At 63.2% G+C, this 25,968-nt stretch carries 20 protein-coding genes and 1 pseudogene; 9 read left to right on the top strand and 12 right to left on the bottom strand.

Features of this window, described 5'->3' with window-relative positions; all coding sequences use genetic code 11:
- Window positions 1-112: 112 nt before the first annotated feature.
- The 3 genes from AC0L2U_RS26350 to AC0L2U_RS26340 form a co-directional block, all read right to left on the bottom strand.
- Window positions 113-823 carry a 4'-phosphopantetheinyl transferase family protein gene (locus tag AC0L2U_RS26350; protein WP_473602857.1) on the bottom strand — a complete coding sequence of 237 codons (711 nt, stop codon included), beginning with the start codon at window positions 821-823 and terminating at the stop codon, window positions 113-115.
- Between the two features lie 105 nt (window positions 824-928).
- A complete protein-coding gene (locus tag AC0L2U_RS26345) occupies window positions 929-1,285 on the bottom strand; it encodes a GNAT family N-acetyltransferase (protein WP_473602856.1) in 357 nt (118 codons plus the stop codon).
- A gap of 14 nt (window positions 1,286-1,299) precedes the next feature.
- The gene (locus AC0L2U_RS26340) at window positions 1,300-5,424 is read right to left on the bottom strand and encodes a Pls/PosA family non-ribosomal peptide synthetase (protein ID WP_473602855.1); all 4,125 of its coding nucleotides are present in this window, start codon (window positions 5,422-5,424) and stop codon (window positions 1,300-1,302) included.
- A 481-nt stretch (window positions 5,425-5,905) separates the two neighbouring features.
- On the opposite strand from AC0L2U_RS26340, the gene AC0L2U_RS26335 reads away from it, so the two are divergent.
- Window positions 5,906-6,511, top strand: coding sequence for a BA14K family protein (locus AC0L2U_RS26335; protein WP_473602854.1), 606 nt, complete (start codon window positions 5,906-5,908; stop codon window positions 6,509-6,511).
- An 89-nt stretch (window positions 6,512-6,600) separates the two neighbouring features.
- Window positions 6,601-6,948 carry a DUF2934 domain-containing protein gene (locus tag AC0L2U_RS26330; protein ID WP_292338273.1) on the top strand — a complete coding sequence of 116 codons (348 nt, stop codon included), beginning with the start codon at window positions 6,601-6,603 and terminating at the stop codon, window positions 6,946-6,948.
- Window positions 6,949-7,349: 401 nt separating this feature from the next.
- Here AC0L2U_RS26330 and AC0L2U_RS26325 read toward each other — a convergent pair whose 3' ends face one another.
- Complete coding sequence (locus AC0L2U_RS26325) at window positions 7,350-8,306, bottom strand: DMT family transporter (protein WP_473602852.1); 957 nt, start codon at window positions 8,304-8,306, stop codon at window positions 7,350-7,352.
- Window positions 8,307-8,424: 118 nt separating this feature from the next.
- The gene (locus AC0L2U_RS26320) at window positions 8,425-8,766 is read right to left on the bottom strand and encodes a hypothetical protein (RefSeq protein ID WP_473602851.1); all 342 of its coding nucleotides are present in this window, start codon (window positions 8,764-8,766) and stop codon (window positions 8,425-8,427) included.
- Between the two features lie 51 nt (window positions 8,767-8,817).
- Between AC0L2U_RS26320 and AC0L2U_RS26315 the strand changes: the two genes are divergently transcribed.
- Complete coding sequence (locus AC0L2U_RS26315) at window positions 8,818-10,191, top strand: SIR2 family protein (protein WP_473602850.1); 1,374 nt, start codon at window positions 8,818-8,820, stop codon at window positions 10,189-10,191.
- Between the two features lie 39 nt (window positions 10,192-10,230).
- On the opposite strand, the gene AC0L2U_RS26310 is transcribed toward AC0L2U_RS26315, so the two are convergent.
- Window positions 10,231-11,181, bottom strand: coding sequence for a toll/interleukin-1 receptor domain-containing protein (locus AC0L2U_RS26310; protein ID WP_473602849.1), 951 nt, complete (start codon window positions 11,179-11,181; stop codon window positions 10,231-10,233).
- Window positions 11,182-11,254: 73 nt separating this feature from the next.
- On the opposite strand from AC0L2U_RS26310, the gene AC0L2U_RS26305 reads away from it, so the two are divergent.
- The 6 genes from AC0L2U_RS26305 to AC0L2U_RS26280 all read left to right on the top strand — a co-directional run bounded on the left by AC0L2U_RS26305 (window position 11,255) and on the right by AC0L2U_RS26280 (window position 18,079).
- Window positions 11,255-11,782, top strand: coding sequence for a hypothetical protein (locus tag AC0L2U_RS26305; RefSeq protein ID WP_473602848.1), 528 nt, complete (start codon window positions 11,255-11,257; stop codon window positions 11,780-11,782).
- Window positions 11,783-11,954: 172 nt separating this feature from the next.
- Window positions 11,955-12,764: a septum site-determining protein MinC gene (gene minC, locus AC0L2U_RS26300; RefSeq protein ID WP_473602847.1), complete on the top strand. Its 810-nt coding sequence runs from the start codon at window positions 11,955-11,957 to the stop codon at window positions 12,762-12,764.
- A 65-nt stretch (window positions 12,765-12,829) separates the two neighbouring features.
- The gene (minD, locus tag AC0L2U_RS26295; protein ID WP_013530671.1) at window positions 12,830-13,645 is read left to right on the top strand and encodes a septum site-determining protein MinD; all 816 of its coding nucleotides are present in this window, start codon (window positions 12,830-12,832) and stop codon (window positions 13,643-13,645) included.
- On the top strand, window positions 13,642-13,914 hold the full coding sequence (minE, locus tag AC0L2U_RS26290) for a cell division topological specificity factor MinE (protein WP_024501686.1): 273 nt from the start codon (window positions 13,642-13,644) through the stop codon (window positions 13,912-13,914). The genes minD and minE overlap by 4 nt, the downstream gene beginning before the upstream one ends.
- A gap of 178 nt (window positions 13,915-14,092) precedes the next feature.
- The gene (locus tag AC0L2U_RS26285) at window positions 14,093-16,297 is read left to right on the top strand and encodes a sensor domain-containing diguanylate cyclase (protein WP_473602846.1); all 2,205 of its coding nucleotides are present in this window, start codon (window positions 14,093-14,095) and stop codon (window positions 16,295-16,297) included.
- Between the two features lie 315 nt (window positions 16,298-16,612).
- Window positions 16,613-18,079, top strand: coding sequence for a coiled-coil domain-containing protein (locus AC0L2U_RS26280; RefSeq protein WP_473602844.1), 1,467 nt, complete (start codon window positions 16,613-16,615; stop codon window positions 18,077-18,079).
- 288 nt (window positions 18,080-18,367) lie between these two features.
- Here AC0L2U_RS26280 and AC0L2U_RS26275 read toward each other — a convergent pair whose 3' ends face one another.
- The 6 genes and pseudogenes from AC0L2U_RS26275 to AC0L2U_RS26250 form a co-directional block, all read right to left on the bottom strand.
- Complete coding sequence (locus AC0L2U_RS26275; RefSeq protein WP_473602843.1) at window positions 18,368-20,152, bottom strand: ABC transporter ATP-binding protein; 1,785 nt, start codon at window positions 20,150-20,152, stop codon at window positions 18,368-18,370.
- A 9-nt stretch (window positions 20,153-20,161) separates the two neighbouring features.
- Window positions 20,162-21,196: a glycosyltransferase family 2 protein gene (locus tag AC0L2U_RS26270; protein WP_128289001.1), complete on the bottom strand. Its 1,035-nt coding sequence runs from the start codon at window positions 21,194-21,196 to the stop codon at window positions 20,162-20,164.
- A 4-nt stretch (window positions 21,197-21,200) separates the two neighbouring features.
- Complete coding sequence (locus AC0L2U_RS26265) at window positions 21,201-22,307, bottom strand: glycosyltransferase family 2 protein (protein WP_128289000.1); 1,107 nt, start codon at window positions 22,305-22,307, stop codon at window positions 21,201-21,203.
- Window positions 22,304-23,470 carry an acyltransferase family protein gene (locus AC0L2U_RS26260; RefSeq protein WP_292696444.1) on the bottom strand — a complete coding sequence of 389 codons (1,167 nt, stop codon included), beginning with the start codon at window positions 23,468-23,470 and terminating at the stop codon, window positions 22,304-22,306. Before AC0L2U_RS26260 ends, AC0L2U_RS26265 begins: the two co-directional genes overlap by 4 nt.
- 612 nt (window positions 23,471-24,082) lie before the next feature.
- Window positions 24,083-25,324 (bottom strand): ATP-binding protein, encoded by a 1,242-nt coding sequence (locus AC0L2U_RS26255; RefSeq protein ID WP_127396778.1) that lies wholly within the window; start codon window positions 25,322-25,324, stop codon window positions 24,083-24,085.
- A pseudogene (locus AC0L2U_RS26250) lies at window positions 25,321-25,818 on the bottom strand (winged helix-turn-helix domain-containing protein); the annotation flags it as partial. The gene AC0L2U_RS26255 and the pseudogene AC0L2U_RS26250, both read right to left, overlap by 4 nt.
- Window positions 25,819-25,968: the final 150 nt, after the last annotated feature.

Here is a 25,968-nt window from a genome sequence, read left to right as displayed (position 1 = left end):
ATCTAATCAGTCCATTCTGTTACCTATCTATCCGGTTCGGACACCGGCCCATCTCTCCCCGTCACTATACGGGGAGAGATGTCCGGCAGGACAGTGAGGGGCAGCGCCAACGTCAACGATTGCCGCGTTCGGCTAGGAACTCATGACGCCGTAGCGCAGCAGAATAATCGCGCAGACCCCAAACCCCATCTCCATCGACAAACGCCAGCACCACCACGCGCGGGGCAACGCAGTAGGCGAGGCTGGCCTTGCGGCCTGTCTTCGTCGTCGCCTGGCCTGCGTTCAGGTCGACGGTGATGTCCTCATAACCAAGCACCTCGCGATCGAGCGGATAGACGGCCTTGTAGACGGCTTCCTTGGCGGCAAAGAGAATGCGGCCGGCAAGATGCCGGTCGGCTGCGTCCGTGCGGTCCGCGGGCGTTGTCACGAGCGCCAAAATATCATCCGGGAGAGGCTGCGCGGGCTCGACGTCGATGCCGAGCGAGGCGATATCGCCAATCGGTGCAATCGCCGCCACGGCCATGTCGTCGTCGTGAGCGAGCGAACCGGTTATCCCGTCGGGCCAGACCGGCGCGCCCGTTGGCGCGCGCAGGATGGCGACGTCGCCGGCGCCAAGCTCCGCCAGCAGTCCGTGCGCGATCCACCGGGCCGCGCCGCTGGCGCGCCGCATGGCCGGTTGACGCGCGGCGATGGAGTTCGCTTCCCCGGGCAGCAGATGGCCGTCGTCGCTATCGCGTATAAGCCGGCATCCGACCCGGATACTCTTGGGTGCGATGGCGGTCATCGCTTCGGCCAAGGCGATCTCCCCGGGCAGCCGCGTCACGGCTCGTGCGTCCGTGCCGGCAAAGCGAGATCGGCGATCATCTCTCCGTCCTCGTCGAGCCCTTCTTCGACGAAACCGGCGCTGCGATAGAGGTTTCGCGCCGCATCATTCTCCAGTTCGTAGCAGATCGAACGTGGCTGATGTGGCCGAGCCCTGGATTTCGCCCAGCACTTCGCGCAGCGCGGCCTTGCCGTAGCCTTTGCCTTGAGAAGCGCGGTCGATCATGAAGCGGTAGATGCGCGCCTCGTCGTCATCCTCGGGCGCCTCGTACATGAGGAAACCGACGACACGGGTCCCGGCCATGACGACGCGTGGCCGCGCGTCTGCGTCGGTTTCGGCTTCTTCCAGCGACGCCGCATTGCCGGCGACGAAATCCCTCTGCTTCGGGGCGAGTTCCAGGGCCGTGACCAGGGCACGGTTGGCCTCGGTCACGGCAACGAGACGGATGTCTCCGGTGTTCAAGCCGATGCCCTTTTTCAAGCCGATGCCCGGGCCGATGCCTTGGAGCCATCGTCGGTGATCGGCTCGACGAAGCGGTGCAGCTTGGCCGGGTTGCCACGCCATATGGAGTTGGGCTCCAGCTCTTCGCCCTTCATGACGAAGGAGTCGACATCGACCACCGAGCCTTCGCCCATCACGACGCCGTAGTGGACAAAGGCTGAAGGTCCGAGCGTGCAGCCCTTGCCGATGCGGATGAAGTCGGACTTGAAGGCGCCTTCCTCCAGCGAATGGGCCTGGATGACGCAGCCCTCGTTGAGGGTGGCGTCGTCGCCGATCTCCACCAGCGAGCGTTCGGTGAGGTTGCTGCCGCCGTCATAGACCCGTTTGCCAACCTTGACCCCCAGCATGCGCAGGATCATCGGCCGGAACGGCGTGCCGGCGAACAGCCGCACGATCGGCGAATCCGCCAGCTTCCAGTGGCGTTCATGGCGCCAGAACGCGACGTCGTAGATGGTCGTCATTTGCGGCTTCAGCCGGCCGAAACCAAGGCTTGCCCGTTCCACGAAGATGTAGAACGGAATGGTGATCGCCGAAGTCAGGAGCACGGCGACGAACAGCGCGACTTCAGCCCATTCGGTATAGTAGTTCAGCGCCCGGTCCCAGATCGCCAGCGTGGCGAACAGCATGACCCATTGCGTTGCCACGAACAGCAGGATCGTCACCAGATTGTGGCGGTTCTTGTGCGGGATGCGCCGGCGCCGGTCGTCTTCGTCGACGCCCGCGATGAGTTCCTTGTCGCGGTTCACCATGCGCGGGATTTCAAAGGCAGGGGAACCCAGAAGCCCGACATTCTCGCGCAGCGGCCCGTCGATGGGGATCATCACCTTGGTGCCGAGCAGGACGTTGTCGCCGGTGCGCCCGTCCGGCGGATAGTAGATGTTGTTGCCGAGATAGTTGCGCTCGCCGATCCTCGTCGGCTCGAGCCGGAAGGCGGAGGCGGATTTGTGCATGTTGATCATGAACAGCCCGTCCGACACCATGGTCTCGGTGCCGATCTCGCACAGAAGCGGGTTTTCGTGCTGCTGGTTGGAGCCGAAATTGGAGCCGGTCTGCACCACTCTGTTGAGGTTCCAGCCGATGGCCCTGATATAGTGCACGATGGCCGAGCTGTCGCCGAACAGGAGACCTAGCACGCGGGAGTTGCTCGAGAATTCGGCGACCGTCTGCAGCCAGTAGCGAAAGCCGTAAAGCGTGTAGGTGCGGCCTGGCTTCAACAGCAGACTGACCAGGCGCGGCACCAGCGTCGCCGCCAGGAAGGATGCGGCGATGTAGCCGAACAGCGTGACCGTGGTGCCGATCGCGACGACGCCGATCGTCTCCTGGTAATCGTCGCCGACGTTTTCCCAATAGCTGTGGAATAGCAGCGGCAAGGGGGTGACGATGGCAAACAGCCCGATCAGCTGCACCGCTTCGAACAGGAAGCGCCGGATGTTGGAAGGATCGACATTGCGCACCTTGCAATAATCCGCCGTGGTCGGCACGGCCGGCGAGCCATGCCAGCGTTCGCCGTCGGGGATGCTTTGGCCGCGGTGCAGCGAGGACGAATGGCCGAGCTGGGCGCCGTCGCCGATCCGGGTGTCGATGTCGAGCGTCGAGCCGACGCCGACAAAGGCATCGCGGCCGATGGTCAGCGGCCCGGTGTGGATATAGCCGGACTGCGCCCGGAAGCCGAGGATCATGGATTCCTTGCGCAGGATGGTGTTGGCGCCGATCGAGATGAGATCCGTGCAGACGGGTACGGATTTCGATTCGATGACGGCGTTCTTGCCGAGCTTGGTGCCCAGAAGCTGCAGGTAGATGCTGTAGAGCGGGCTGCCGCGGAACAGCACGACGGGCGCGGTGCGGATCAATGTCTTGACCACCCAGAAGCGGAAGTAACGCACGCCCCAGATGGGAAACGCCTCCGCCTTCCAGCGGCCGACCAGCACCCATTTGGCGATGACGGCAAAGCCCGACATGCCGAAGAACACGGCGGCCGAAAGCGCCACGCACCTGATGTACAGCTGCAGCGGATCGTCGAGCGCGTCATACATCCAGTTGAGGCCGCCATTGATCGCCCACAGGGCGCCATAGCTGTAGAGCGCGTAAAACAGCAGCTGTGCGGCCCCGCAGGTCCAGTAGGCGAGATTGGAGGCCCGGCGGGTGAGGACGGGCTCGTTGGTGGCCGTCGTCATCTCGTCCGCTACGCCCAGATGCAGCGCCAGCCGCGCCACGGTCGGGTGGAGATAGATGTCGCGCATCGACGCCGTCGCCCATTCCTTCCTGGTGCGCAGGCGGGCGCAGAAATGCGCCATCAGCAGCGAGTTGGCGCCGAGATCGTCGAAGAAATTGTCCTCGACGGACACTTCGTCGAATTTCAATACGGCGGCCAGCGCGTCGGCGAGGAAACGCTCGTCGTCATTGCCGGGCGCGACCATGGCGCGATCGCCCGAAAGCCGCACGCTTGTCGGCTTCGGCAGCTGGCGCAAATCCACCTTGTTGGAGACCGTCATCGGGATGGCCGGCAGCTCCTCGAGATAGGAGGGCACCATGTAGTCGGGCAGCCGCCGCTTCATCGTCGTGGCGAGGTCGGCGCGCGAGATCGCCTTCTGGCCAGCCTTGGGGGCGTAATAGGCGACGAGTTCGACGCGGCCGGGCTCGATCTCCCAGGTGGTGACGGCGGCCTGCGCGATTTCGGGCTGGTCGAGCAGCACCGCCTCGATCTCGCCGAGCTCGATGCGGTAGCCGCGGATCTTCACCTGGGTGTCGATGCGGCCGTTATACTCGATCTCGCTTTGGTCGTTGATGCGGCCAAGGTCGCCCGTGCGGTAGATGCGCCTGGACGGATTGTTCGGCAGGCCGACGAAATCGGCGATGAATTTCTGTTCGGTCAGGTCGGGCCTGTTGAGATAGCCGACCGCGAGCCCGATGCCGGCGATGCCGATCTCGCCCAGTTCGCCCGGCTCGGCAAGCTGCGGCAGCGAAGCGTCGAGGATGACGATCGAGTAGGTCGGCAGCGGCGCACCGATGGTGACAGCGCTGTCCGGTGTCAGCGCGCCCATGGTGGCGGTGACGGTCGCCTCGGTCGGGCCATAGGTGTTGAGGATCTGCCGCCCCGGCTTCGACCAGCGCACCACCAGATTGTGCGGGCAGGCCTCGCCGCCGACCAGCAGCGTGCGCAGGCTGGGCACATCCGACGTCATCGACGACAGCAGCGTCGGGCTGCAGGCGATGCAGGTGATGTCGTGGAGGCGCAGGAAATCGGCCAGTTCCTCGCCGACCAGCGGCATCTGGCCCGGTGCCGGCACCACCGTCGCGCCGGCGACAAACGGCACCCAGATCTCTTCGGAGGAAAAGTCGAAGGCAATCGTCATGCCCTGATAGACGCGGTCGCCCGGCCGGTAGCCGTAGGAGGCGGCGGCAACGCGGATGAAGTTGACGAAACTCTGGTGCTTGATGACCACGCCCTTGGGCTTGCCGGTGGTGCCCGAGGTGTAGAGGATGTAGCAGGTCTCGTCCGATAAAGCGGCCTTCGCATGCGGCTTCAGCGGCGCGTCGGACTGTCTGGAGATTTCGGCGGCAGTGCTGTCGATCAGCAGATGCGGGACGGGCAGCTGACCGGCGCGCGACGCATAGGCGGCGATGGTGACGATCAGGCTGACGCCGGCGTCCTCGATGATGAGCGCCATCCGCTCCTCGGGGAACGCGGTGGCGAGCGGCACGAAGGCGGCGCCCGCCTTCATCGCGGCGAGCAGCGCGACATAGGTCTCCGCCGAGCGGTCGAGGATGAGCCCGACGCGGTCGCCCGGCCGCACGCCGCGCTTGACCAGCAGACGGGCGAACTGGTTGGCCCGGCTGTCCAGTTCCCGATAGGTCCAGACACGCCCGTCCGAGATCACCGCCGGCAGCGCGGCAAACATGTCGGCGAGCTGTTCGAAGACGGTGTCGAGCCGCTCGCCGGGCAGGCCTTGCCGGGCAAAGTCGGCGCCCGTCAGGATTTGCCCGCGCCTGGCTGTCGCGGGGACCGTTCTTACCAGTGCATCGACACCTGCCAGGCCGCTTTCCAGCCCCGATCGGTCCGCGTCCAGTTCGGCGATGTCGACACCGTGATCCATTTCCATACTTTCCCGTCCAGGCCGGGCATTGCCCGGCACGGCCATTTTTCCAGTTGTTGTGGGATGCTTATGCCATCCGATCTTTTCGGCAGTTTTTCCGAACTGTTGAATATTGTTTCTGAACTGTGTCTGGGCGCTCTTTGTCGTCCCTTGCGGGGGCAGGGCTATCGCAAATGGATTTTTGCAGAGGACCCCCACCCTAACCCTCCCCACAAGGGGGAGGGAACGCTGCCGCGTGCTTTCAAGTCTTCTTTGGCGCCAAAAGACCGGCGACTAGCCTGGGTCGGCGCCAATGGAAGTCTCCCTCCCCCTTGTGGGGAGGGGTTAGGGGTGGGGGTCCGTGCCGGGCAGACATCTCAGGAATTCCATATGCGATAGCCCTGCGTGCGGGCTATCGGCGGGCAGCGCCGGCGCGTACGCTTGGGCGTTTTTCTGGAACCAGCCTTGAGGCCCCGCATTCTATGAGCAGGGACTGAAGGAGCGTGTCGTGAAAGCGGTTTTGGGACTGGTCTGCGGCTTCGTGCTGACCCTTGCGGTCTTCGGCAGCGGACTGGGCTTCGCCGCCTGGCTGCTTGCAAAGCCGCCGCGCCAGGCAACGGCCACCGTCAGCGTGGCAGAGCTGTGGACCAGGAAGGCGCGGCCGGTGAACAAAGCGGGGCAGGGTCTGGAACGCCTGCCGGCTGCCCAGTCCGCGCCGCCCGACATCCCCGCCAAATCGCAGGAAACACCGCCCGACCCGACGGTCACCGGCGCCATCGCGCCCACGACGACCGAATTGCCGCCTCCGCATCTCGCCTGGTGCGCCAGCCGCTATCGCTCCTACCATCCGGACGACAACAGCTATCGCTCCTACAGCGGGCAGCTGCGCCCCTGCATCTCGCCCTATCTCCAAGCCGCCGGCCAGCCTGTCCCGCCGGTTGCCGGCGATGGCGACGAAAACGGCGCCGGCCTGGGCGTCTACGTTGCCGATAATGGCGGCGAAGCACTTTCGGCCGACCATGTCGATTACTGCTTCAGCCGCTACCGCTCCTACCGCCCGGAAGACAACTCCTACCAGCCATATTCCGGCGGCCCGAGACGGCAATGCCAGTAGAGCCCGCGCGCCGCACGATCCGATCGCGCGGATTTTCCGGAGCGTCCGCATTGGCGCGACGTTCAACCCTGACCCAAGGAGGACTGACCATGAGCGACGACCGGGACGACAGAATTCGTGAGCGCGCCTACCAGATCTGGGAACGGGAAGGCCGCATGCAAGGCGACCCTGAGCGGCACTGGCACCAGGCCGAGGCCGAGATCGACCGCGAGGCAGCCCTGCCGCTGACGGCGGATGACGCACTGCCCGAAACCGGCGAGATCGCCAGCTCCGACGTGCTGGAGGTTGAGGCGCTGGCGGTGCGCACCGGGATATCGGGCGATGAGGCGCAGGAACTGCTCGACCGCTTGGGCAACGACCGCGCGGCAATCGAGCAGGCCGCTCGCAGCCTCAAGGCCAAAAGGCGGCGAAACCCCGATGAGGGACTGGCGAAATGATCGGAAGCTGAAGAACGGAATACCGGCTGGATTGCGCGGCGGCCCCGAAAGCCCGCGCCTCTGGCGGAGGACGCGGGCCGATCGGACGGCCGATCTTCGGCAAGCGATGGAGGGCACCACCTGCCGCACAGATCAACAATTAGCTATGGCTAATGTTCCGTCAAGTTGGATCTGAATTTACTTTCGTTCGAATGTCTGCCTCCGCCGCAGTTGCGCCGCTGGCCTTTGGTGGGAATGCATGTGTCCGGGCAGGCAGTTTGTGTCGGTGTCGATAGGAATTTTTTCTTGACCGGTGAGAGCAGCTATGCTACATTTTTGCCTATGGTGATGATTTGCGCCAGTGACCCGCCGCCCAGGCGGGTTTTTGTTGACCCGCCGCACAGCCGTCACTCGCCGGACTTCTACGCCACGCGGGGTTGAGCCGGCCTGGGCTTGACCATTGTGGCGAGTACGATGCCGGCGACGATGAAGGCCGCACCGACCAGATCGTAATCGTGCAAGCCCTCGCCGAGCAGCAGATAGGCGAGCATGGCCACGAACACCGTCTGCAGGTAGAGCAGCATGCTTGCCCGGCTCGCGCCCAGCGTTTGCACGCTTTTGTTGTAGAGATAGTACATCAGGGCGCCGCCGGGGCCTGCCAGATAGGCGAGAGCGAGAAGGCTGTGGACGTTCATGGCGGAGCGCTCGTCGTTGAACAATTCCCACAGATGGAAAGGCAAGGCGACCAGCGCACCGGCGCCGAGCAGCAGCACGACCATCGGCAGGAGTTCGATGCCGAATTTGGCGCGGCGCAAAAGCACGGTGTAGAGGCCCCAGCAGAACGCGCTGCCGACGATCCATAGCTCGCCTGCGTTGAGCTTGAGCTGCAGCAGCGCCGTCAAATTGCCGTGGGCAACGATGAAAATCATCCCGGCAAGCGCAACCAGCGCGCCAAGCGACTTCCACAGCCCGAGCGGCTCGCCAAGCACAAAACGGGCGAGCACCATCGTCATGACAGGCGACAGCGCCATGATGATGCCGGCCGTGGTGGCGTCGGTGTCGTTGAGGCCATGGTAGATCATACCCTGGCAGAGCGTGAGGCCGATCGCCCCCACGGCGACGACCTCCACGGCGCGCGTTCGCAGAAGCCCGATCATCGCCTCGTGATGGCGGTGCACGATCGGCAGCAGGATGGCGCAGGCAAGCGTCAGCCGCCAGAAGCAGAGGCCCCAGGGCGGCATTTCAGGCGCCACCCATTTGGCCGCGATGTAGACACCAGCCGAAAGCAGCCAGCACAGGACGGCGGCCGGATAGCCGGCCAGGGAGGATATGGGGCGCACGGGTTGCGCGGCTTGATGCGCTATCGGCATTGCCTGCATGTCATGCCCCCTTCGATGATTTCGGCCAGACGGGACAACATAACCTGTGTCGTCGGGTCGTGCATCCGTTTTGAAAGGGGGTGAAGGAAGCTGCGCTCGGCCGATCGTGAAAACGATGTCAGTCCGCCTTGTCGCCAGAAGGCATTGCTGAAACGTCCATCCACATCGCGCCCACGGCATGGCCATCGGGATCAGCATCGACAGCTGAAGGGGCGTCAACCCTGCGGCGCGACAACCAGCTGGTGCCTATGTCCAAGAAATATCTACAATTTTTCCCCAAGCCGTTGTTGGATGACTTGGTAAATGGACGCTGGCTGCCGGTGGTTGGCGCGGGTATGTCCTTGAATGCTCGCGTGCCTGCAGGTCGCAAGATGCCGTTGTGGTCCACCTCGCGAAAAGGTTGGAGGCCGACCTTGATGACTTTGGAGCGCAAGGCACGCTGGATGCTATATCGGCTCATGAGCATGCCTTTGGACGCCCCCGCCTTATAGAGCGCCTGTCAGAAATCTTAATGCTTCATGATGCGGCTCCGGGTGAGGCCCACAAGGAGTTTTGTTCAATTCCATTCGACATCGTATGCACGACAAATTTCGATTTCTTGCTTGAGCGTCAATACGAAGTGTCATCACGTTTTGTATATCCGGTGGTAGATGAAGACCAATTATCCCTAAACATTTCGACTCCGGGCACACTTTTGCTAAAACTGCATGGAGATTTGCGGCATCCGACCAGGCTTGTTGTTACTGAGGCTGATTATGATACCTTCCTGATGAAATACCCTCTCATTGCAACCTATTTGGCGAACCAACTCATTACAAAAACCGCTGTATTGATCGGGTATAGTCTTGACGATCCAGATTTCAGGCAAATATGGCAAGTCGTAGCGCAGCGCCTGGGGCGGAACCGCCGAAATGCCTATGCTATTGCAATAGATTCGAAACCGGCTGATGTAGCGAGATTTGCTCGGCGGGGAATTACGGTGATTAATATACCCGGATCAAAGAACGACTACGGGACTATCCTTGCTGCAGTATTTTCGGAACTGCGGGAGTATTATCTTTCTAAGGTATTTTCCGTCAGCACGGTAACGGAAGAGCGCCCGCTGCGCGAATTACGTCTCCCGCGCGATGCCTTAAGTCGTCTTTGCTTCTTTGCCGTACCTATAGATCAGCTGCCATTCTACCGAGAGCGAGTATTCCCCGCTGTTGAGGCGGCTGGCTTTGTTCCAGTGACGGCGGACGATGTGATCTCCCCTGGCGACAGCATCGCTGCCAAGATTGACGGGCTAATTGACAGGGCAGCAGTGGTTATCGTCGAACCAACATCTGCTTGGACTTTAGCGGAACTTCGACTGGCGCTTAGCCGTCAATCGAATCGAACGACAAATAGTCGCCGCAAGCCGTTGGTGGTAATTTCGGTTGTACCTTCGTTCCAGCAACTTCCGCCAGAAGTGGACAATCATGTCGCTTTAGAACGCGGCCAATGGGATGGCGACACCGATCAATTCGTAACGAGGTTGGTTGAGTCACTAATCAATCAAGTCCCTCTGGGTGCAATGGAGCGCATGAACGAGCCGCAACGGCTATTCGACGCGAAGGAATATCGCGCGGCGGTGATTTCAGCCATGAGCTTGCTCGAAGCAGAGCTACGGAACCGACTTGAAAAGCCCGAATGGGAGCGAGTCCGGCGACCCATGTCGATGAGGCAACTCGCAGAATCGGCCGCGAACGGAGGTGTTATTTCCGCCGATGTCCTGCCACAGATTTCCAACTGGTCCCAAGTCAGGAATGCAGCTGTGCATACAGGCGGCGAAGTCTCTCGCCCAATTGCGCAACAAGTTGTGAAAGGGGTGCAGTCGTTGCTGCACCCCAAAGCCACTTTCTAAAATCGCTCTAAGTATTTTGAAGGACCTTCCGGCGCGCCGTTACTGCAGGTGTGCGATTAGAAGGGACCAATAAAACTCAGCAGCTCCTTCTGCCGAGAGCTTCATGTCATGGCTGCCGCCAAGATGCGACATGCCCATCGAGCGGAGAAAGAGGGCCTGCTCGTCCGCCTCAACTCTAAGATTCTCGTTGTAGGTATTGCTCTCGGTGGTCTCGGCCGCGACATAAGAGATGCCGCCCATGAAAGACCTTTCGCCCATGAACACCGTGCACCGCGCGGTGGCCTTGCCGTTTTTGTAAATCACCCCGACGAACCGATTCGCATCGATACGTCGGAAGTTCGTCTCGATTCCGGAGTTCCGCGCCTCAAGTTCGGTCAGCGAGTTCTCGAAAAATTTTGCCATGAAGTCGAACACTTCGTGCTTGAAGCGGTCCTTGTCGCGATCGGAAAATTCCTTGGCAAGACGAAGATTACTCGTTCTCGGGCCCGCCGTGCTTATCTGCGGCGAAGCTTTCGATACCCGAATCGGGGCAATTGTTGGAATCTCGGCAGGCTTGGTCCGCTTCACAGCGTCCTTGATGGCGTTCGCTACCTCCAGAAACGCCTGATCCCTATCAGGCCATTGCGTTATGGGTCGCCCGTCAGTCGGGGTAGCCATTAGTTTTCCGAATGGTGCGTCGTGCCATGGACATGCGCGTAAGATTACGGGGATCACAATGGCGCTCCCCTCGCGGTGCCTTTCCAGAGCGCGCATCATTTCGCGGTCGTAGCAATAGTCTGAGGCGAGGAAGTCGGCGCTTACCAGCAAGAGAATGATGTCAGCATCCTCTAGGTTGCGGTCTATCTCCGAATTCAGTTCCTGGCCTGCACCGATCCTGCGATCATGCCAGACTTCGATCGCGCCCTGACGCCTTAGGACCGAAAGCTGACGCTCAAGCTGGTCACGAAGAGCTTCATCGGCATGCGAATAGGAGAAGAAGATTTTGGCCAAAGGCAGCTCCGAACACCAAAAATGGCTATGCTGTATTACGACGCTATAGCGAGTCGCTGTGGGAATCACTGTCATGGGACAGATAATCGGTCCGGATTGTCTTATCAGAATGGACACGGCGCAAGTCGGCGACGTTGTCGTCTTTTCTTGCGAAAATGCACGAGCGCTCGGCTTCGTTCTTGAGTTTCACGAAGACCGCGGTCCATTGTTGGGTGTTTTATCCAGTCGCTTTGACATTCCTCGACTGTTGCGAGTGGCTGGCGATACGCTCTGCATGAGTTACGGCAAGGATTGGGTACTGGAGCCGACCGCCTCGCAGACTGCCTCTCCTTTGCACTTCGAAACCAACCGGCGTGCCGGCCTCTTGGTTCTGACCGGAAATGGCTGGTTTATGAATTTCGCAAGTTCGTATGTCGACCAGTTCGGGCGTTTCAACTGGGAATGGCGTGACATGAAGGACTTCACGCAATCCGCTCCACTCGACAGCGGCATCGTGTTCGATGAGTGGAGGCTCTGGCCGAATGTTGCGGATCGCGATCATCGGAACGGGCCGACCCTCTTAAGTTACAAGGCGGAAGTTCAGAACGGTACCCAAGGCTAAGCTTACCTTTTCTCCATTCTCTTCGCGGCCGAATCCAGTGCCGCAAGCGCGCCAAGCGTCCAGCCAGCTGCTGTCAGTCTCCGCCGTTTTCGAGGTCATGAAAACCCTCGCATTAACCATTCGTTAACCATTCCCTCGCTAGCGTTTACCTCTCAGTAAGGATTCGCCAGCCGTGACCTTTGCCGCCCCCCTCGAGGCCAAATCCATTCGCTTTCGTGCCCGCTCTTTCGTCGCTTTCACGCTGACGCCCGAAGCGCCTTTGGACGTGTGGCTGGAGGGACTGGATCACTGGATCGGCAACTCGCCGGGCTATTTTGCCGGCCGGCCGGTGGTGCTTGATCTCAACACCTTGAAGCCCGACGTCGCCGCGATCGAATCGCTGGTCGGCGTGCTTGGCCATCGCGGCATCCGCGTCTACGCCATCGAGCTCGACGGCCACACCGCACTCGAGCCCAACCTGCCGCCGGTTCTGGTCGGCGCCAAGGAGGCAACGACCGACGGGCTGCTGCCCCGCGAGGCGCGGGCGGAGGGTTTCGACAAGGCCGAGGGCAAGGCGCCTGAACAGCACGCCGATGCGGGCAGCGCGGCCAAGGCCGGCGACGGCAAGGCTGACGCAAGCAAGGCGGGCGATAGCGAGCCGCAGGTTGAAGCTTCGGGCACGCTAATGATCAAGGCGCCGATCCGCTCCGGCCAGGCGATCGTGCATCCGCATGGCGATGTCATCGTGCTCGGTTCGGTCGCTTCCGGGTCGGAGATCATCGCGGCGGGCTCGATCCATGTCTACGGCACGCTGCGCGGGCGCGCTTCGGCGGGTGCGCTGGGCAACAGGGGCGCGCGCATCTTCTGCCGCAAGAACGAGGCGGAACTGCTGGCGGTCGACGGCTGGTACGTCACCGCCGAGGAGATGGAAGGCGTTTCGCGTGGCAAGCCGGTGCAGGCGTTTCTCGATGGCGATGCTTTGCGGGTTTCGACGCTGAGCTGAACATTCGTTTCGATATTGGGGCGGCCGGGCCGCTCGACCAAGAAAACAACAACGGAGGCTTTTCAATGGGCAAGGTAGTGGTGGTCACCTCGGGCAAGGGGGGCGTCGGCAAGACGACCTCGACGGCGGCCCTCGGGGCGGCCGTGGCCAAGACCGGCAAGAAGGTGGCCTTGGTCGACTTTGACGTCGGCCTGCGCAATCTCGACCTGATCATGGGCGCCGAGCGGCGCGTGGTGTTCGACCTCGTCAACGTCATCCAGGGCCAGGCGAAACTCTCGCAGGCGCTGATCCGCGACAAGCGGGTCGAGACGCTGTTCCTGCTGCCGGCCTCGCAGACGCGCGACAAGGATGCGCTTACCGAAGAAGGCGTCGGCGAAGTCATCGACAAGCTGCGCTCGGTGTTCGACTACGTGTTCTGCGACAGCCCGGCCGGCATCGAGCGCGGCGCGCAGCTCGCCATGCGCTTTGCCGACGAGGCGGTCATCGTCACCAATCCGGAAGTGTCGTCGGTGCGCGATTCCGATCGCATCATCGGCCTGCTCGACGCGCGCACCTTGCGGGCCGAGCAGGGCGAGCAGATCGCCAAGCATGTGCTGGTGACCCGCTACGATGCGGCGCGTGCGTCGCGCGGCGAAATGCTGTCCATCGACGACGTGCTGGAAATCCTGTCGGTGCCGCTGCTCGGCATCATTCCGGAAAGCCAGGACGTGCTGCGCGCCTCCAATCTCGGTTCGCCGGTGACGCTGTCGGAGCCGCTCAATTCCGCTGCCAAGGCCTATATCGACGCCGCCAGGCGGCTGGAGGGCGAGGAATTGCCCGTCATCGTGCCCTTCGAGCGCAAGGGCTTCCTCGATCGTCTTTTGGGAAGGAGGGCGGCATGAACCTGCTCGACATCTTCAAGCGGCGCTCCAGCGCCCCGGTGGCGCGCGAGCGGCTGCAAGTGCTGCTCGCCTATGAGCGCCGCAACCGCAGCCAGCCAGACCTCGTCTCCATCCTGCGCGAGGAGATCATGGCCGTCATCGCCAAGCATGTGCAGATCGACCAGGACTATCTGCAGGTCTCGATGGACCGCGGCGAGACCATGTCGACGCTGGAAATCGACATCCAGATCCCCAACAAGAGCGCCGTGCCGCTGGCCATGGCGGGGTGACTTAGCAAGACTTGGGTTCCTCGCCCTCATTTCATGGGGGGTGAGGAACCGTGCGTCGTGCGAGGAGCCGCGGCTGGCGTCGTTAGGACGTTGATAAGCATTTGGTAATAAAAGCCGGGAATGAGATGCTGGCTCGATGTGACATGCGCAATGCTGTCGTTCTCGGCGGAGCCATGACATGCGCATCAAGAGCCAGATCATTCTCTCCATGGTGGCCGCCGCGGCCCTGATCGCGCTGGTCGGCGGCGTCGCGATCTTTACGCAGAAAGTGGCGACCAAATCGTTGGGGTTGACCGAAGCGACCAATGTCGCGCGGGAATTGGCCGACACCATCGTCTTCAAATCAACCGATGGGACGCTTTCGCTGCTCGAGCGGCCCGAGGCGCTCAAGCAATTCTTGTTGCACCAGCACCGCCGCCTGCACAGGGATTTCCTGGTCCTTGACAGCAACAAGACCATCCTCGCCCATGCCGCCGACGAAGAGCACCAGGTCGGCGATAAATTCAATCACGACCCCGGCAACGAAATCGGCCAGACCCTGGCGGACGGCATTCCGCGCAGATTTGTCGACCCGGAGGAAGTGAACGCCATGCTGGCCGTTCCGATCGAAAATCCCGAGGGTGCGATCATCGGCGCCGTGCTGCTGGAATATGACCCTGTTCTGCAGGCCGCCGAACAAAGCACCAACAGCCTGCTCTGGCTGGTTGGCCTCAGCGCGGCGGCCGCCGTGCTGGTCGCGGTCGGCTTTGCATGGCAGCTGCTCCGCCGTTTCAGCTCTGGCCTCGGGGACATGATGCGCGGCATGGAAGCGCTGGCGAAAGGCAATGCCATGACGCGCATCAGCCACGCCCGCAACGATGAATTCGGGCAGCTGGCCGATGGCTTCAACACGATGGCGGAGCAGCTTGCATCGGCGCGTGCGCATGTCGAGGACATCGTCGAGACGGCTGCCGAAGGCATCGCGGTTCTAGACGGGGACGGCCGCATCGCCAGCGCCAATCCGGCGGCTGCAACGATGATCGGGCGGCGTGCCGACAAAATCGTCGGGCAGCAATGGGATTCGGTGCTGACCATTCGCGATCCCAGAGGCGGCGCGTTCGCCGCCGGCGCTTCTCCCATCGAAATGGCGCTAGCCACGGGCCGCCAGCAGCAGGGCGAAGTGCGACTGGCCAGATCCGACGGCTCGCACCTGCCGGTCATCGCCAGTTGCGGTCCGCTCAGCCGATCCGAAGGCGGCCTCGTCCTTACGCTCAACGACATCAGCGAGCTGCGCCGCGCGGAAGGAGTGGTCAACGAGCGTGCCGATCAGCTGGCACTCCTCAACCGTGAACTGCACGAAAAGTCCGAAACCACGACCCGTCTGGTGAAGCTTGGCGAACTGCTGCAGGCCTGCGTCACCTTCCCGGAAGCATTCTCGGTGGTCGGCACCGCCATGGCCGAGTTTCTCGGTGGCTTGAGCGGAACCGTCCACCTGACCAGCGCGTCGCGCAACCTGGTGGAAGAAATGGCGCATTGGGGCGACGCCCGCTCGAGCGCCACGCAATTCGCGCCGGAAGACTGCTGGGCGCTCAGGCGCGGCCAGGAACATGTCGCCGGCCCCGGCATGCTCACGCCGCGCTGCGCGCATATCACAGAGAACGGCAAGAAGGGCTATGTCTGCATGCCTCTGGCGGCGCAAGGCGAAACGCTGGGCATCCTTCATCTGTGCGAACCGAATGCGGCCGAGAAGCCGCAATGGCTGGCTGAAAGACAGCAGATTCTGCGTGGTGTCGTCGACACGCTGGCGCTCGCCCTGGCCAATCTGCGCCTGCGCGAGACGCTGCGGCAGCAGTCGATCCGCGACCCCAACACCAGTCTGTTCAACCGGCGATATCTCGAGGAGACGAGCAGCCGCGAACTGCGCCGGATGGAGCGCTCGGGCCAGCCGCTGGTGATCATCATGCTCGATGTCGACCATTTCAAACAGTTCAACGATACGTTCGGCCACGAAGCCGGCGACCTTGTCCTGAAGCAAGTCGCCGCCACCTTGATCGAGCACGCCAGGGATAGCGATGTCGTGTCGCGCTACGGCGGCGAGGAGTTTGCCCTGGTCATGCCGGGAAGCTCGGTCCAGGAAGGTGCCGAGCGGGCGGAAGCGCTGCGCCAGGCAATCAGGAAGCTTCATTTGACGCATCGCGGCCGAACGCTGGGCACCGTTACAGCCTCGTTCGGGGTCGCCGCCTACCCCGAGCATGGCGTGGGCTGGGCCGAATTGACCAATGCCGCGGATCACGCGCTCTACGAAGCCAAGGGTAACGGGCGCGACCGGGTCGCCATCGCGCTGGGCAACGCGTCCGGCGAGCGACCTCCGATCCAGTTGGTACCAGCCCCGAAAAGCAGCTGAGACCGTTTGGGTTAGAGCACTCGGCCCGGCCCTGCGATAGTGATCTTGCGCCTGCCAAGAGATCAGGCGAGCTTCTCCGCTGCCCTCGAGGTCTCGCGCGGGCTCTTCTGAGCGGCCACGGTCTTGCCGTCCTTCAGACCTCCACACCGTCAGAGGAATCCGGCTCTTCCCGGCTGCGGCATTGGTTGTTCGGCCCCCAAATGTCCCAAATTTACCTTTGTGCCGACGGGGCTTCCCCTGCGCAAGCAGCGGATGTAAGGATATATTAGCAATTTGTTAAGTTCGAAGCGAGGTATGCGTAAGGGGAGTTTGGTGATGAACTTCAGAGGCCTGATCAAGCGTGCTGAAGACGTGGATAAAGCGATCCAGGACCTGCAGATCGATCTGGCGGACGCGCTGGATGCAAGTCTCGATGCCGACGACCTGGTGCCGCCAGAGAGCGACGATGTGCCGGATGCCCAGGCGGCAGCCGATGGCGGGCCACCCCAGGCCGACGCGGCAAATGACGACAATGCCGGGAAGGCCGACGCTGCGGGCGATGCGGACAGTTCCGAAACCGCGCCACGGCTGACCGCCCATACGCAGACCCGGCTGGCCGCATTGAGCGCCTTCGAGGGTCTCTTCCATGACGCCAGGGACTATCTGGAGGAGATCAACGACAAGCTGTCGGAGATCGGCACCTCGCACCATCTGACGCGTGAATTCCTCAACATCCTCCACAGCGACATCCTGCGCGCCAACGAGCTGGAGGTTGCCAATGCGGCCCTGGCCGCCGAACAGAGGGCGCTGTCGGAAAAGCTGCACGACGCGGTGAAAAAACTGCGCGAGCGTGAAGGCGCTTTCGAAGCGCTGCAGCAGCGCGAGACAAGCCTGGTCCAGGACCGGGAGACGCTTCGTGCGGCACTGGCCGCGGTAAGGCTGGAACTGGTGGAGACAGCCAATGCGAGCGCCAAGCGCGAAGCGGAGTTCGGCGACATCGCCAAGCGGCTGACCGCCAGGACGGTCGAGGCCAACAGGCGCTTGCGCGAAAGCAAGATGCTGCGCGAAAAGCACGTCAACCTCTCGATCGAACTCGACAAGGCGCTGAAGCGGGAATCGCAGGCGCGCCACAGGCTCGACGAGCTGTCGACGATCCATGCCAGCGAAGCAGCGCGGCTGGCGGAGCTGCTGGCCGCGCTCGGCAAGAGTGAGAAAGAGGAGATGCGGCTCCAGAAGTCGCTCGAGGCCGCACAGGCGAAGCTGTCGGAAACGAGCGAAGCGGCCCGCATGATGGAAGGCGACAAGGAAGCCGAGCTGGCTCGCGGCCAGGCGGAAATGCGCGGGTTGAGCTCGGAGATCCAGAACCTGCAATCGCGGCTGGAGCAGGTGTCGACCGAAAACAGCGAAGCCGCAGGCGAGATCGCCAGGCTCAAGAGCGAACTGAACGACGCCCTGGCCGAAAAGAAGATCGCCGATGAAAGACTGTCCGCGCTGACCCAGGAGAGCGAAAGCGACAAGATGAGTCTTTCCAAGGTGAACGCCAACCTTTCTCAACTGACGCTGCAACAGGCGTCCGAACAGATACAGTTCGACGTGCAGAGGCAGGAATGCGAGGACCTCAAAGCCGAAATCGCCTCGCTCAATGCCCGGATCAAGGAACTGCTGCCCTACGAGCGGCTCCACAAGGCCACCAATGGCAGGCCGCGCGAGGACGGCGTGGTCGAGATAGCCGGGGCGATGGCGAAGAAAGCACGGACGACGGGCAGGCGGCGCATGCGCAGGAATGTCGGCGCCGCTAGCTGAGGCCTGCCGCGCCTGAAAGGATTCAGGCGACGCGCTTCAGGTTTTGTTTTTGTGCATGGGAGGCCGGCACCTCACCCGGAGAGTAAGCCCAATGGGGCACCGGCCAGGCGGATCGACAGGTCCGCCGCACAGGTAAGGTAGCGCGCCTCGGTCCCGCACGGCATTGGTGCGATCACGGAAGGTGCCAGCGGCACTTCCCAAGCTTCTGATTCGAACCTTTGCGACGACCCGCCGACCGGCGGCTGCAAACACGCCCAGGAAGCGATCGCGGGCCGGCCCGGTGCCTTCTCAGTCGAGCGGTTCGTGCTGATAAAGCTCGTCCATGCTGAGCGAGGCCAGGGCGCCGAAAGGGGCCTGCTTTTTCACGCGGCCGCCGCTCAGGATGACCACGTCGTCGCAGAACGAGATGGTGCTGTGGTGGTGGCTGATGACGATGGTCGTGCGGCGGCCGGCTCTCGACTTCAAGGTCTCGACGATGGCCGCTTCCGACAGACCGTCCACAGCATTGGTGGCTTCGTCCAGGATGAGGAGATCGGGATCGCGCACCAGGGCTCTGGCCAAGGCGATCCGCTGCCTCTGTCCCGCCGACAGGTTGATGCCTCTGTAGCCAACCAGGGTCTCGTAGCCCTGAGGCAGCCTTTCGATGAACTCATGCGCTTCGGCCAGTCTTGCGGCGGCCTCGGCATCGCCGGCTGTCGCCGCATCCTGGCCGTAGGTTATGTTGTCAAAAATGCTGCCGTCGACCAGTTCCAGTTCCTGGCTGGCCAGGGCGATGTGCCGTCGCCACTGGCTGGCGTCGATCCGGTCGAGCGGTAATCCATCGACGAGGATGCTGCCGGTGTCCGGTTCGACGAAGCGGCACAGGAGATTGACGATCGTCGTCTTGCCGGCGCCCGAGCGGCCGATCAGCGCCGTCGAGCGGCCACCGCGGATTTCGAATGTCGCCGCATGCAGCACCACCTCGCGCCGGTCCGTACCGGAATAGGTGAATGTCACATCGTCGAAATTGATGCCCTGGCGCAGACCGTGGAACGGCCCGGCGCCTTGCGGCGGTTGCGGCTTGCCGGCGGGATCCAGCAGCCATGTCACCTCTTCTAGCGATCCGCTCAGGCCCTGCAGCTGGCTCCACGAGCCCTGCAGGGCCCGCATATGCGGCTGCAGCCTGTAGAGCAGGATGACGAAGGCGATGATCAGCGGGAAACTCACCTGCGCCAGCCAGGCGCCGATCACCACCGCCAGGAACAGGATGGCGTGGAGAACCTCCGTCAGCGGCGGCAGCGCTCCCTGGCGCACGAGCAGCGCGAAGGAAGCGCGGCGAACCGCATCCGACGCCGTGTCGAATATCGCCTTTTCCCGGTTCTCCTGTCCGAAGATGCGGATCAGCCGTCCGGCATGCACAAGGTGAAGCATCTGCGAGGCGAGGTGGCCGTTGCGCGAAGCGACGCTGCGGCTGGGCTCCTTCAGATTGGCAGAGAGGATGGCGTGCGCGATCTGGACGAGCGCCAGTCCGAGCGTGACCAGAAGCGTCATGCGCCACGAAAGCAGCAACAGGAAAGCCAGGAGGATGATGGCGGCCGATGCGCTGACGATGGCCGACAGCATGATCTGGATCGCATCGGAGGCCCGCCAGGATTCGTTGGAGATGATGTTGAGCAGGCGTCCGGGGCTTTGCCGCAGGAAGAACGGGTAGCCGACCCGCAACAGCTGCTCCGACAGGGCGCTGCGGATGGAATGGCTTGCCTTGCCGGAGATGAAGGTCGTCAGCAGCGTGTTGGCGAAGGCGAAGACGTTCTTCAGGACGATCGAGCCGAGGATGGCGACCGAAATGACCACAAGCCGGTCGCGCTCGCTCAGGCCCGATCCGACATGCTGGAGGACAGCGGAGAAGCCGCCCATGCCGGCCGCATCCCCATGTCCCATGATGATGCCCAGCAACGGGATGATCAGGCCGATGCCGAACCCTTCGAGGACGGCGCTGACCAGGCCGAGTACCACCACCGCCGGAAGCAGGCGCAGTTGCCGCTTTCCGAACGCCCGGAACAGCATCGGCAGGCTTGGCGGCAGCATCGGCATTATAGCGTTTCACCTCGCCTGGGCATTGGCTTGCTGATCTTGCCGCACCGGTTCGGTCCGCGGCCGCCTGGCCAGCAGGAGAACCGCGAACCTGGCCGCGCCGAGCAAATTCATGGCGACGATCGGCCAGTGCGGCAGGTTGAGTTCACGATCGAAGGCGGGTCCACCCGCCAATTCCCTGATAGCCCCTCTTGCGGCCCAGTAGAAATGGCGAAGCAGCCAGGGCGCGTGGCGAACATGCTTCAGGCAGAGCCCGCCATTGCCCAGGCTGTAGTCGCGATGCAGCTTTTCGATGGCTTTGCGATCCCGCCGGCCATGATGATGGAATATCGTCATATCAGGCACATACTCGACCGCGATGCCGAGCAGCATCGCGCGCACGAGGTAATCGGTATCCTCTGCCGACCGCAATGGTCCGCCGGCGCCGAAGCGTTCGTCGAAATAGCCGATGCGGGCCGCGACATCGCGGTGCATCGTCATGTTGCAGCCCAGCACGAAACCGCCGGGATGAACATCCGGCGTCAGCCGCTCGCGCGCCCACGACCGCTTGATGGTGAACGGCAAATCCCTGGCATCGCCAAGCTCGACACGTCCGCCCCGGATGAGCCATTGTTCCCCGGACGCATAGTGTCGCTCCAGATCGCGCAGATAGTCGCGATGGACCGCGCAGTCATCGTCGACGAAGACCAGCACACGGCCGCGCGCGCGCCTCAGCCCGGCGTTGCGGGCAGCCGCCAGCCCGGGGCGCGGCTCGCAAACGGGCGTGAACGGAATGTCCGACGCAGCGGCGATGCTGGCCAGGCGTTCGGCCGTGCGGTCCATCGAACCGTTGTCGACGACCACGAGTTCGGCGGCGAAGCCGGCATGTGCGCGGCAGGCGGCTTGCACCGACTTGATGCAGGCATCGAGCACCGCGACGCGGTTGCGCGTGCAGATGATGAAGCTGACCTCCGGCGCCGATCGGTCACGGCCGCGACCGGTCGGGGCAGGGTCAAGCGCCGTCGAACGATCGCGCTGCAGAGCTTGGTGGGCTTTGACGATCATGCCTTTAACTCAACCGATGAGACGCCAGAACCGCCGCGGCGGGCGCGGATTTGAAGAAGTATGCCATGGCATCGGCTTGTCTGGCGGCCGACAGCGAGGCGAGGCTGAGCCAGGGCGCCCAGGCGCCGGGCCGCAGCGCATATTGCTCGCGGCGCCGGATGGCGTTCCATTTCGCGGTCCGCGTCAGCAATTCATGCGTCAGCGCAGGCTGCTTTTTGTCGGCGACGAGCTGGTAGAGGAAATAGAACAGGTTCAGCGCGCCAGCCTCGAAGCTCGGCCGCGTCGCCGCCGGCAGCGAGCGGATTTCCTCCTCCAGCGCGACGATGAAGCTGGCCGCACGGGCGACCGTGTCGTGGCTGACCGCATCGCCGATGTCTCGCAGGTCCCGCGTGGCCTGCGCCAGGCCCTCGCGCTCGAGGTTCTCGGCGACGATCCGCAAATGCGTCCTGCGCATCTCCTTGACGTGCCGGCTGGTCACGCTTGCCTCATGGACGCGGTAGACGACCAGGTTTTCGGGCATCATGGCTGCCGGGTAACGGCCGGCCAGCCGCCTGAAAAGATCGAAGTCCTCGGCGTGCCTGTAGATCGGGTCGTAGTGGAGAACGCTGTCGTCGACGACCTTCCTGTTGTAGACGACCGTCGGGTGCATAAAGATCGTGAAGAACATCGCCAATACAGGGATGCGGCCGAACTGGAACACCGGATCGGGCTTACCCCTGGCGATGCGGCCGCGGATCAACATGTCGACGCCGGCGCCGCAGAAGCCCAGTTCGGGCCGCCGCTCAAACAGCGCCACCTGGCGCGACAAACGCCAGGGATAGGCGACGTCGTCGGCGTCCATCCGCGCGACCAGTTCGCCCCGGGCGAGCGCCAGCCCTTCGTTGAGCGTCGCGACGAGGCCGCGGTTTTCGCGCGAGACGATCGAGATGCGGCTGTCGGCCTTTTGGCATCGCTCCAGTATCTCGAGCGAATTGTCGGTCGAGCCGTCATCGATCGCGATGATCTCCAGGCGACTGTGATCCTGCCGCAGGATGCTTCCCAGCGCGGCGGCGAGATAGGGGCCGGCATTGTAGACCGGCAACAGGACGGAGACGAGCGGCGCGGCGGTCATCGTCTTGCATCCGTGCGCTGGAGTTCGAGCGCCGGTGTGCGGCCATCGGGCGATCCGCCGGCCGCCGTCGCGAGCCACCCGCCATGGCCGACCTGTGCGGGGCGGGTGCGCGCGACATAGGGGAAGTAGCGCTTCAGGCTGTTGAGCGGCCTCTCGAAAACCACCCAGGAAATCCAGGCCGCGACAATCGTGGCGGCGCCCGCAACCAGGAATCGCCCTGGCCCTTGCGCCGAGACGTTGAGCGGAATCCAGGGCTGCGCCTTGACGGCGAGCGACAGCAATATCGGATGATAGAGATAGACGCCGTAGCTGATGCGGCCGAGGCCAAGCAGCGGCGGCAGTTCGGCAAGCCTGCCCAGGATGCCGCCAAGGCCGCGCGAACAGGCTGCTACGATGACCATCAGCGGCACCAGGGGCAGGACTTCCCGCAGCAGCCAGCGGGCCCATTCCAGTGTCGGATCGGCGGGCTCCGGGACTAACCACTCGATGACAAGGAATGCGGCCGCGAAGGCAGGCCAGCCCAGCCGCATCCAGTGCGGCAGGCCGGCGCCCCTAAAATGCCAGCAGGCAAGCAGCGCGCCCGTCGCCAGCGCATCCATGGATGCCGGCGGCAGCAGGTCGCGCGCCAGCGCCGGCGTGGCGGTGATCGGCCAATAGAATCGATAGGCCAGCGACAGCGCGATGACAGCGATGCAGATGGCCTCGAAGCGGCGGCGTGGGGCCAGCAGGACGACCAGCGGCCAGGCAAGATAGAACTGCTCCTCGATGCTCAGGCTCCAGAAATGGCCTAGTACCCAAGGATTCCAGTTATTGTGCTGCGCATACCAGAAGTTCGACAGATAAAGCGCATGCCAGACCAGCGACCCCCTGGACTGATCCAGGTCGACCAGCCAGACGAAACCCAGGACGGCAAAATAGGGCGGGAATATCCGCAACATCCGCCGGATGTAGAAGGAGCGCAGCGCCGGGCCGGTTTCGAATTCGGTGGCCGAGCGCGCCTCCAGGAGCAGGCGCGTGATCAGGAAGCCGCTCAGCACGAAGAACAGCCGCACACCGATATGGCCCCAGAACGAAGGTCCCTCCGCGAAGAAATGGGAATACAACACCATCGTTACGGCGATAGCTCTCAACGCATCAAGTTGGATGTCACGGGCGCTTCCCATCAGCGGCTTCCGCCGGCGTGATATCCGCGATGAGGCCGCCAGCCGGCCGTTTCGAGCGGCAGGCTAAGGCGGACGAGACCCGCCAAGGCACCCGCAAATCCGCGCATTGCGAGCACGGCCGGGCCGGGCTCGAAATCGACGGACGGACAACTCAAGCTGGTCAACCTGGCGGAATCCTCCACGGCGTATGTCCAGTCGCAAACGAGTCCCCCCAGGACATCGTTCGGCTACGGCATTGTGCAGCGCAACACAAAATATCTACCCGGCTGAAATACTTATGTGAGCAAGTGCTAAAAATTGACAAAACCGGCCGGTTCTCGCCATTTCTGGGGAGTTTCCTCAGAATTAAACCTTGGCGTTTAAATTGTGCCGATATTCCCGCCCCGGTTGATTGAGGGGAGATCTTGGCTTGAGAGCCTAGTTCTTTGTGAGGTCGCAAGAAATTCTGGAATCTATATTTTGGCTAATATGGATTCGATCCTGGTTCCGCAGAGAAATGAGTTGGAGCCATTGGCTTTGCGCAGTGCAGCATGGTCGCCGTTTTTTCGTCGGTTGCCGCACGCAACGTCCGTCACTCGGCTGAGCGAGCATCTGCTGTGGGCCGCCATCCCGTCACACCGCGTCGAACACCACCGTCTGTTCCAGCCCGCCGCCCCGGCGGTTTTCCAGCGTTACCGTGCCCCCGTAGCGCTCGATGATCTCCTTGGCGATGGCGAGGCCAAGACCGGCTCCGGGGACGGATTGCAGGCGGCCGGGGTTGACGCGGAAGAAGGGCTCGAACGCCTTGTTCAGGAGTTCCGTGGGTATGCCCGGGCCATGGTCAGATATGGTCAGCACGGCGCGATTGTCGGCTGCGGCCAGGTCGATGCGGCACGCCTTGCCATGGGTGGCGGCGTTGACGATCAGGTTGCGCAAGGCGCGGCGCAGGCCAAGCGCGCCGGCCCGCACGCAAACCTTGTCCAGGTGCCCGATCGAGACGGCATGGCCGAGCGATGCCATCTCGGCTTCGATATCGCGCACCGTCTTTGCCAGGTCGACCGCTTCGACGGCGTCCTGGTTCACCTCTTCGCGCACCAGGCGGATGGCGCTGTCGGCGATGCGGTCGAGTTCGTCGAGGTCGTGAAGCCATTTGTCGCGTTCGTCGTCGAGGAATTCGGCGCGCAGCCGCATGCGCGTCATCGGCGTTCGCAGATCATGGCCGGCGGCGGCGACCAGCCGCATGCGGCTTTCCATGGCGGTCCGCAGCCGCGACGAGAGTTGGTTCAGCGCATGCGCGGTGGCCTTGACCTCGGCCGAGCCCACTTCCGGCACCGCCGCCAGCACGCCGTCCGATCCGATCTTGGAGACGGCGGCCTCCAACATCTCGAGCGGGCGGATCAGCACCGAGGTGAAATAGACCGACACCGCCGTGGCGCCGGCGACGATCAGCGAGATCCAGCCTGCCAGAACCAGCCATTCGCGCCTTGGCGGCTTGAGGTGCGGCACCTCCATGATCGCCCAGCGGCTGTCAGGCAGGTGCATCGATGCGATCTGGCCGGGTTCGTCCGCCTTCTCGTTGACGACCGCCGGAAAGTCGAGGCCACGGCGGTGCAGGATGTCGTTGAGCATCGCCGTTTCGGCACGAGCCACCTTGCCGCCCGCCGGATGGTCGGCGAATTGCACCCGCAGGACGTCGGGGATCGGCCCCGGCAAAAGCCGCACCACCAGTTCCATCTGTTGGGCAATCCAGGGCACGGTCAGTTCCGGTGGCGGTCCGCCGCCGCGCACGCTGATGACGGCGGCCGTCGCCAGGCCGACGACGCCGACGATCGAGGCGACCAGCAGCAGGATGAGACGGCGGCGCAGCGAATTCACGCCTGGCTCTCCACGGTCTCGACGCGCGCGGTGAGCTGGTAGCCGCCATTGCGCACGGTCTTGAACAGCGGCCCGTCGCCGCTGTCCGAAAATTTCCGGCGCAACCGGCTCACCAGCACATCGACCGAACGCTCGAGCGGGTCGCGCTCGCGGCCCTGCGTCAGGTCGAGAAGCTGGTCGCGCGATAAAAGCCGGCCGGGGCGGTCGAGAAACACCTGCAAGAGGTCGAACTCGGCGCCCGTAAGGTCGACGGCCACGCCTTGTGCATCCGTCACCTTGCGGGTGTCCGGCTCCAGCCTGTAGCCGGCGAAGCGGTAGGTACGCGCGCGCGGGGAGGCGGGCGCCTCCTCGGGCGCCGAGCGCCTGAGCACGGCACGGATGCGGGCAATGAGCTCACGCGGGTTGAACGGCTTGCCGAGATAGTCGTCGGCGCCGAGTTCCAGGCCAATGATGCGGTCGACATCTTCCTTCAGCGCGGTCAGCAGGATGATCGGGGTGTGGGGGGGGGGGGGGGGGCCCCCCCCCCCCCCCCCCCAAACCCCCCCCCCCCCCCCCCCCCCCCACCCAGACAAGAGAGAGTGGGGAGGGAAAAAAAAAAGAAAAGGGGGGGGGGGCGCCACAAAAAAACCGCCGGGAAGAGGCAA

The organism is Mesorhizobium sp. WSM4808 (assembly GCF_055811675.1).
This window is presented reverse-complemented; position numbering and strand designations above follow the sequence as displayed.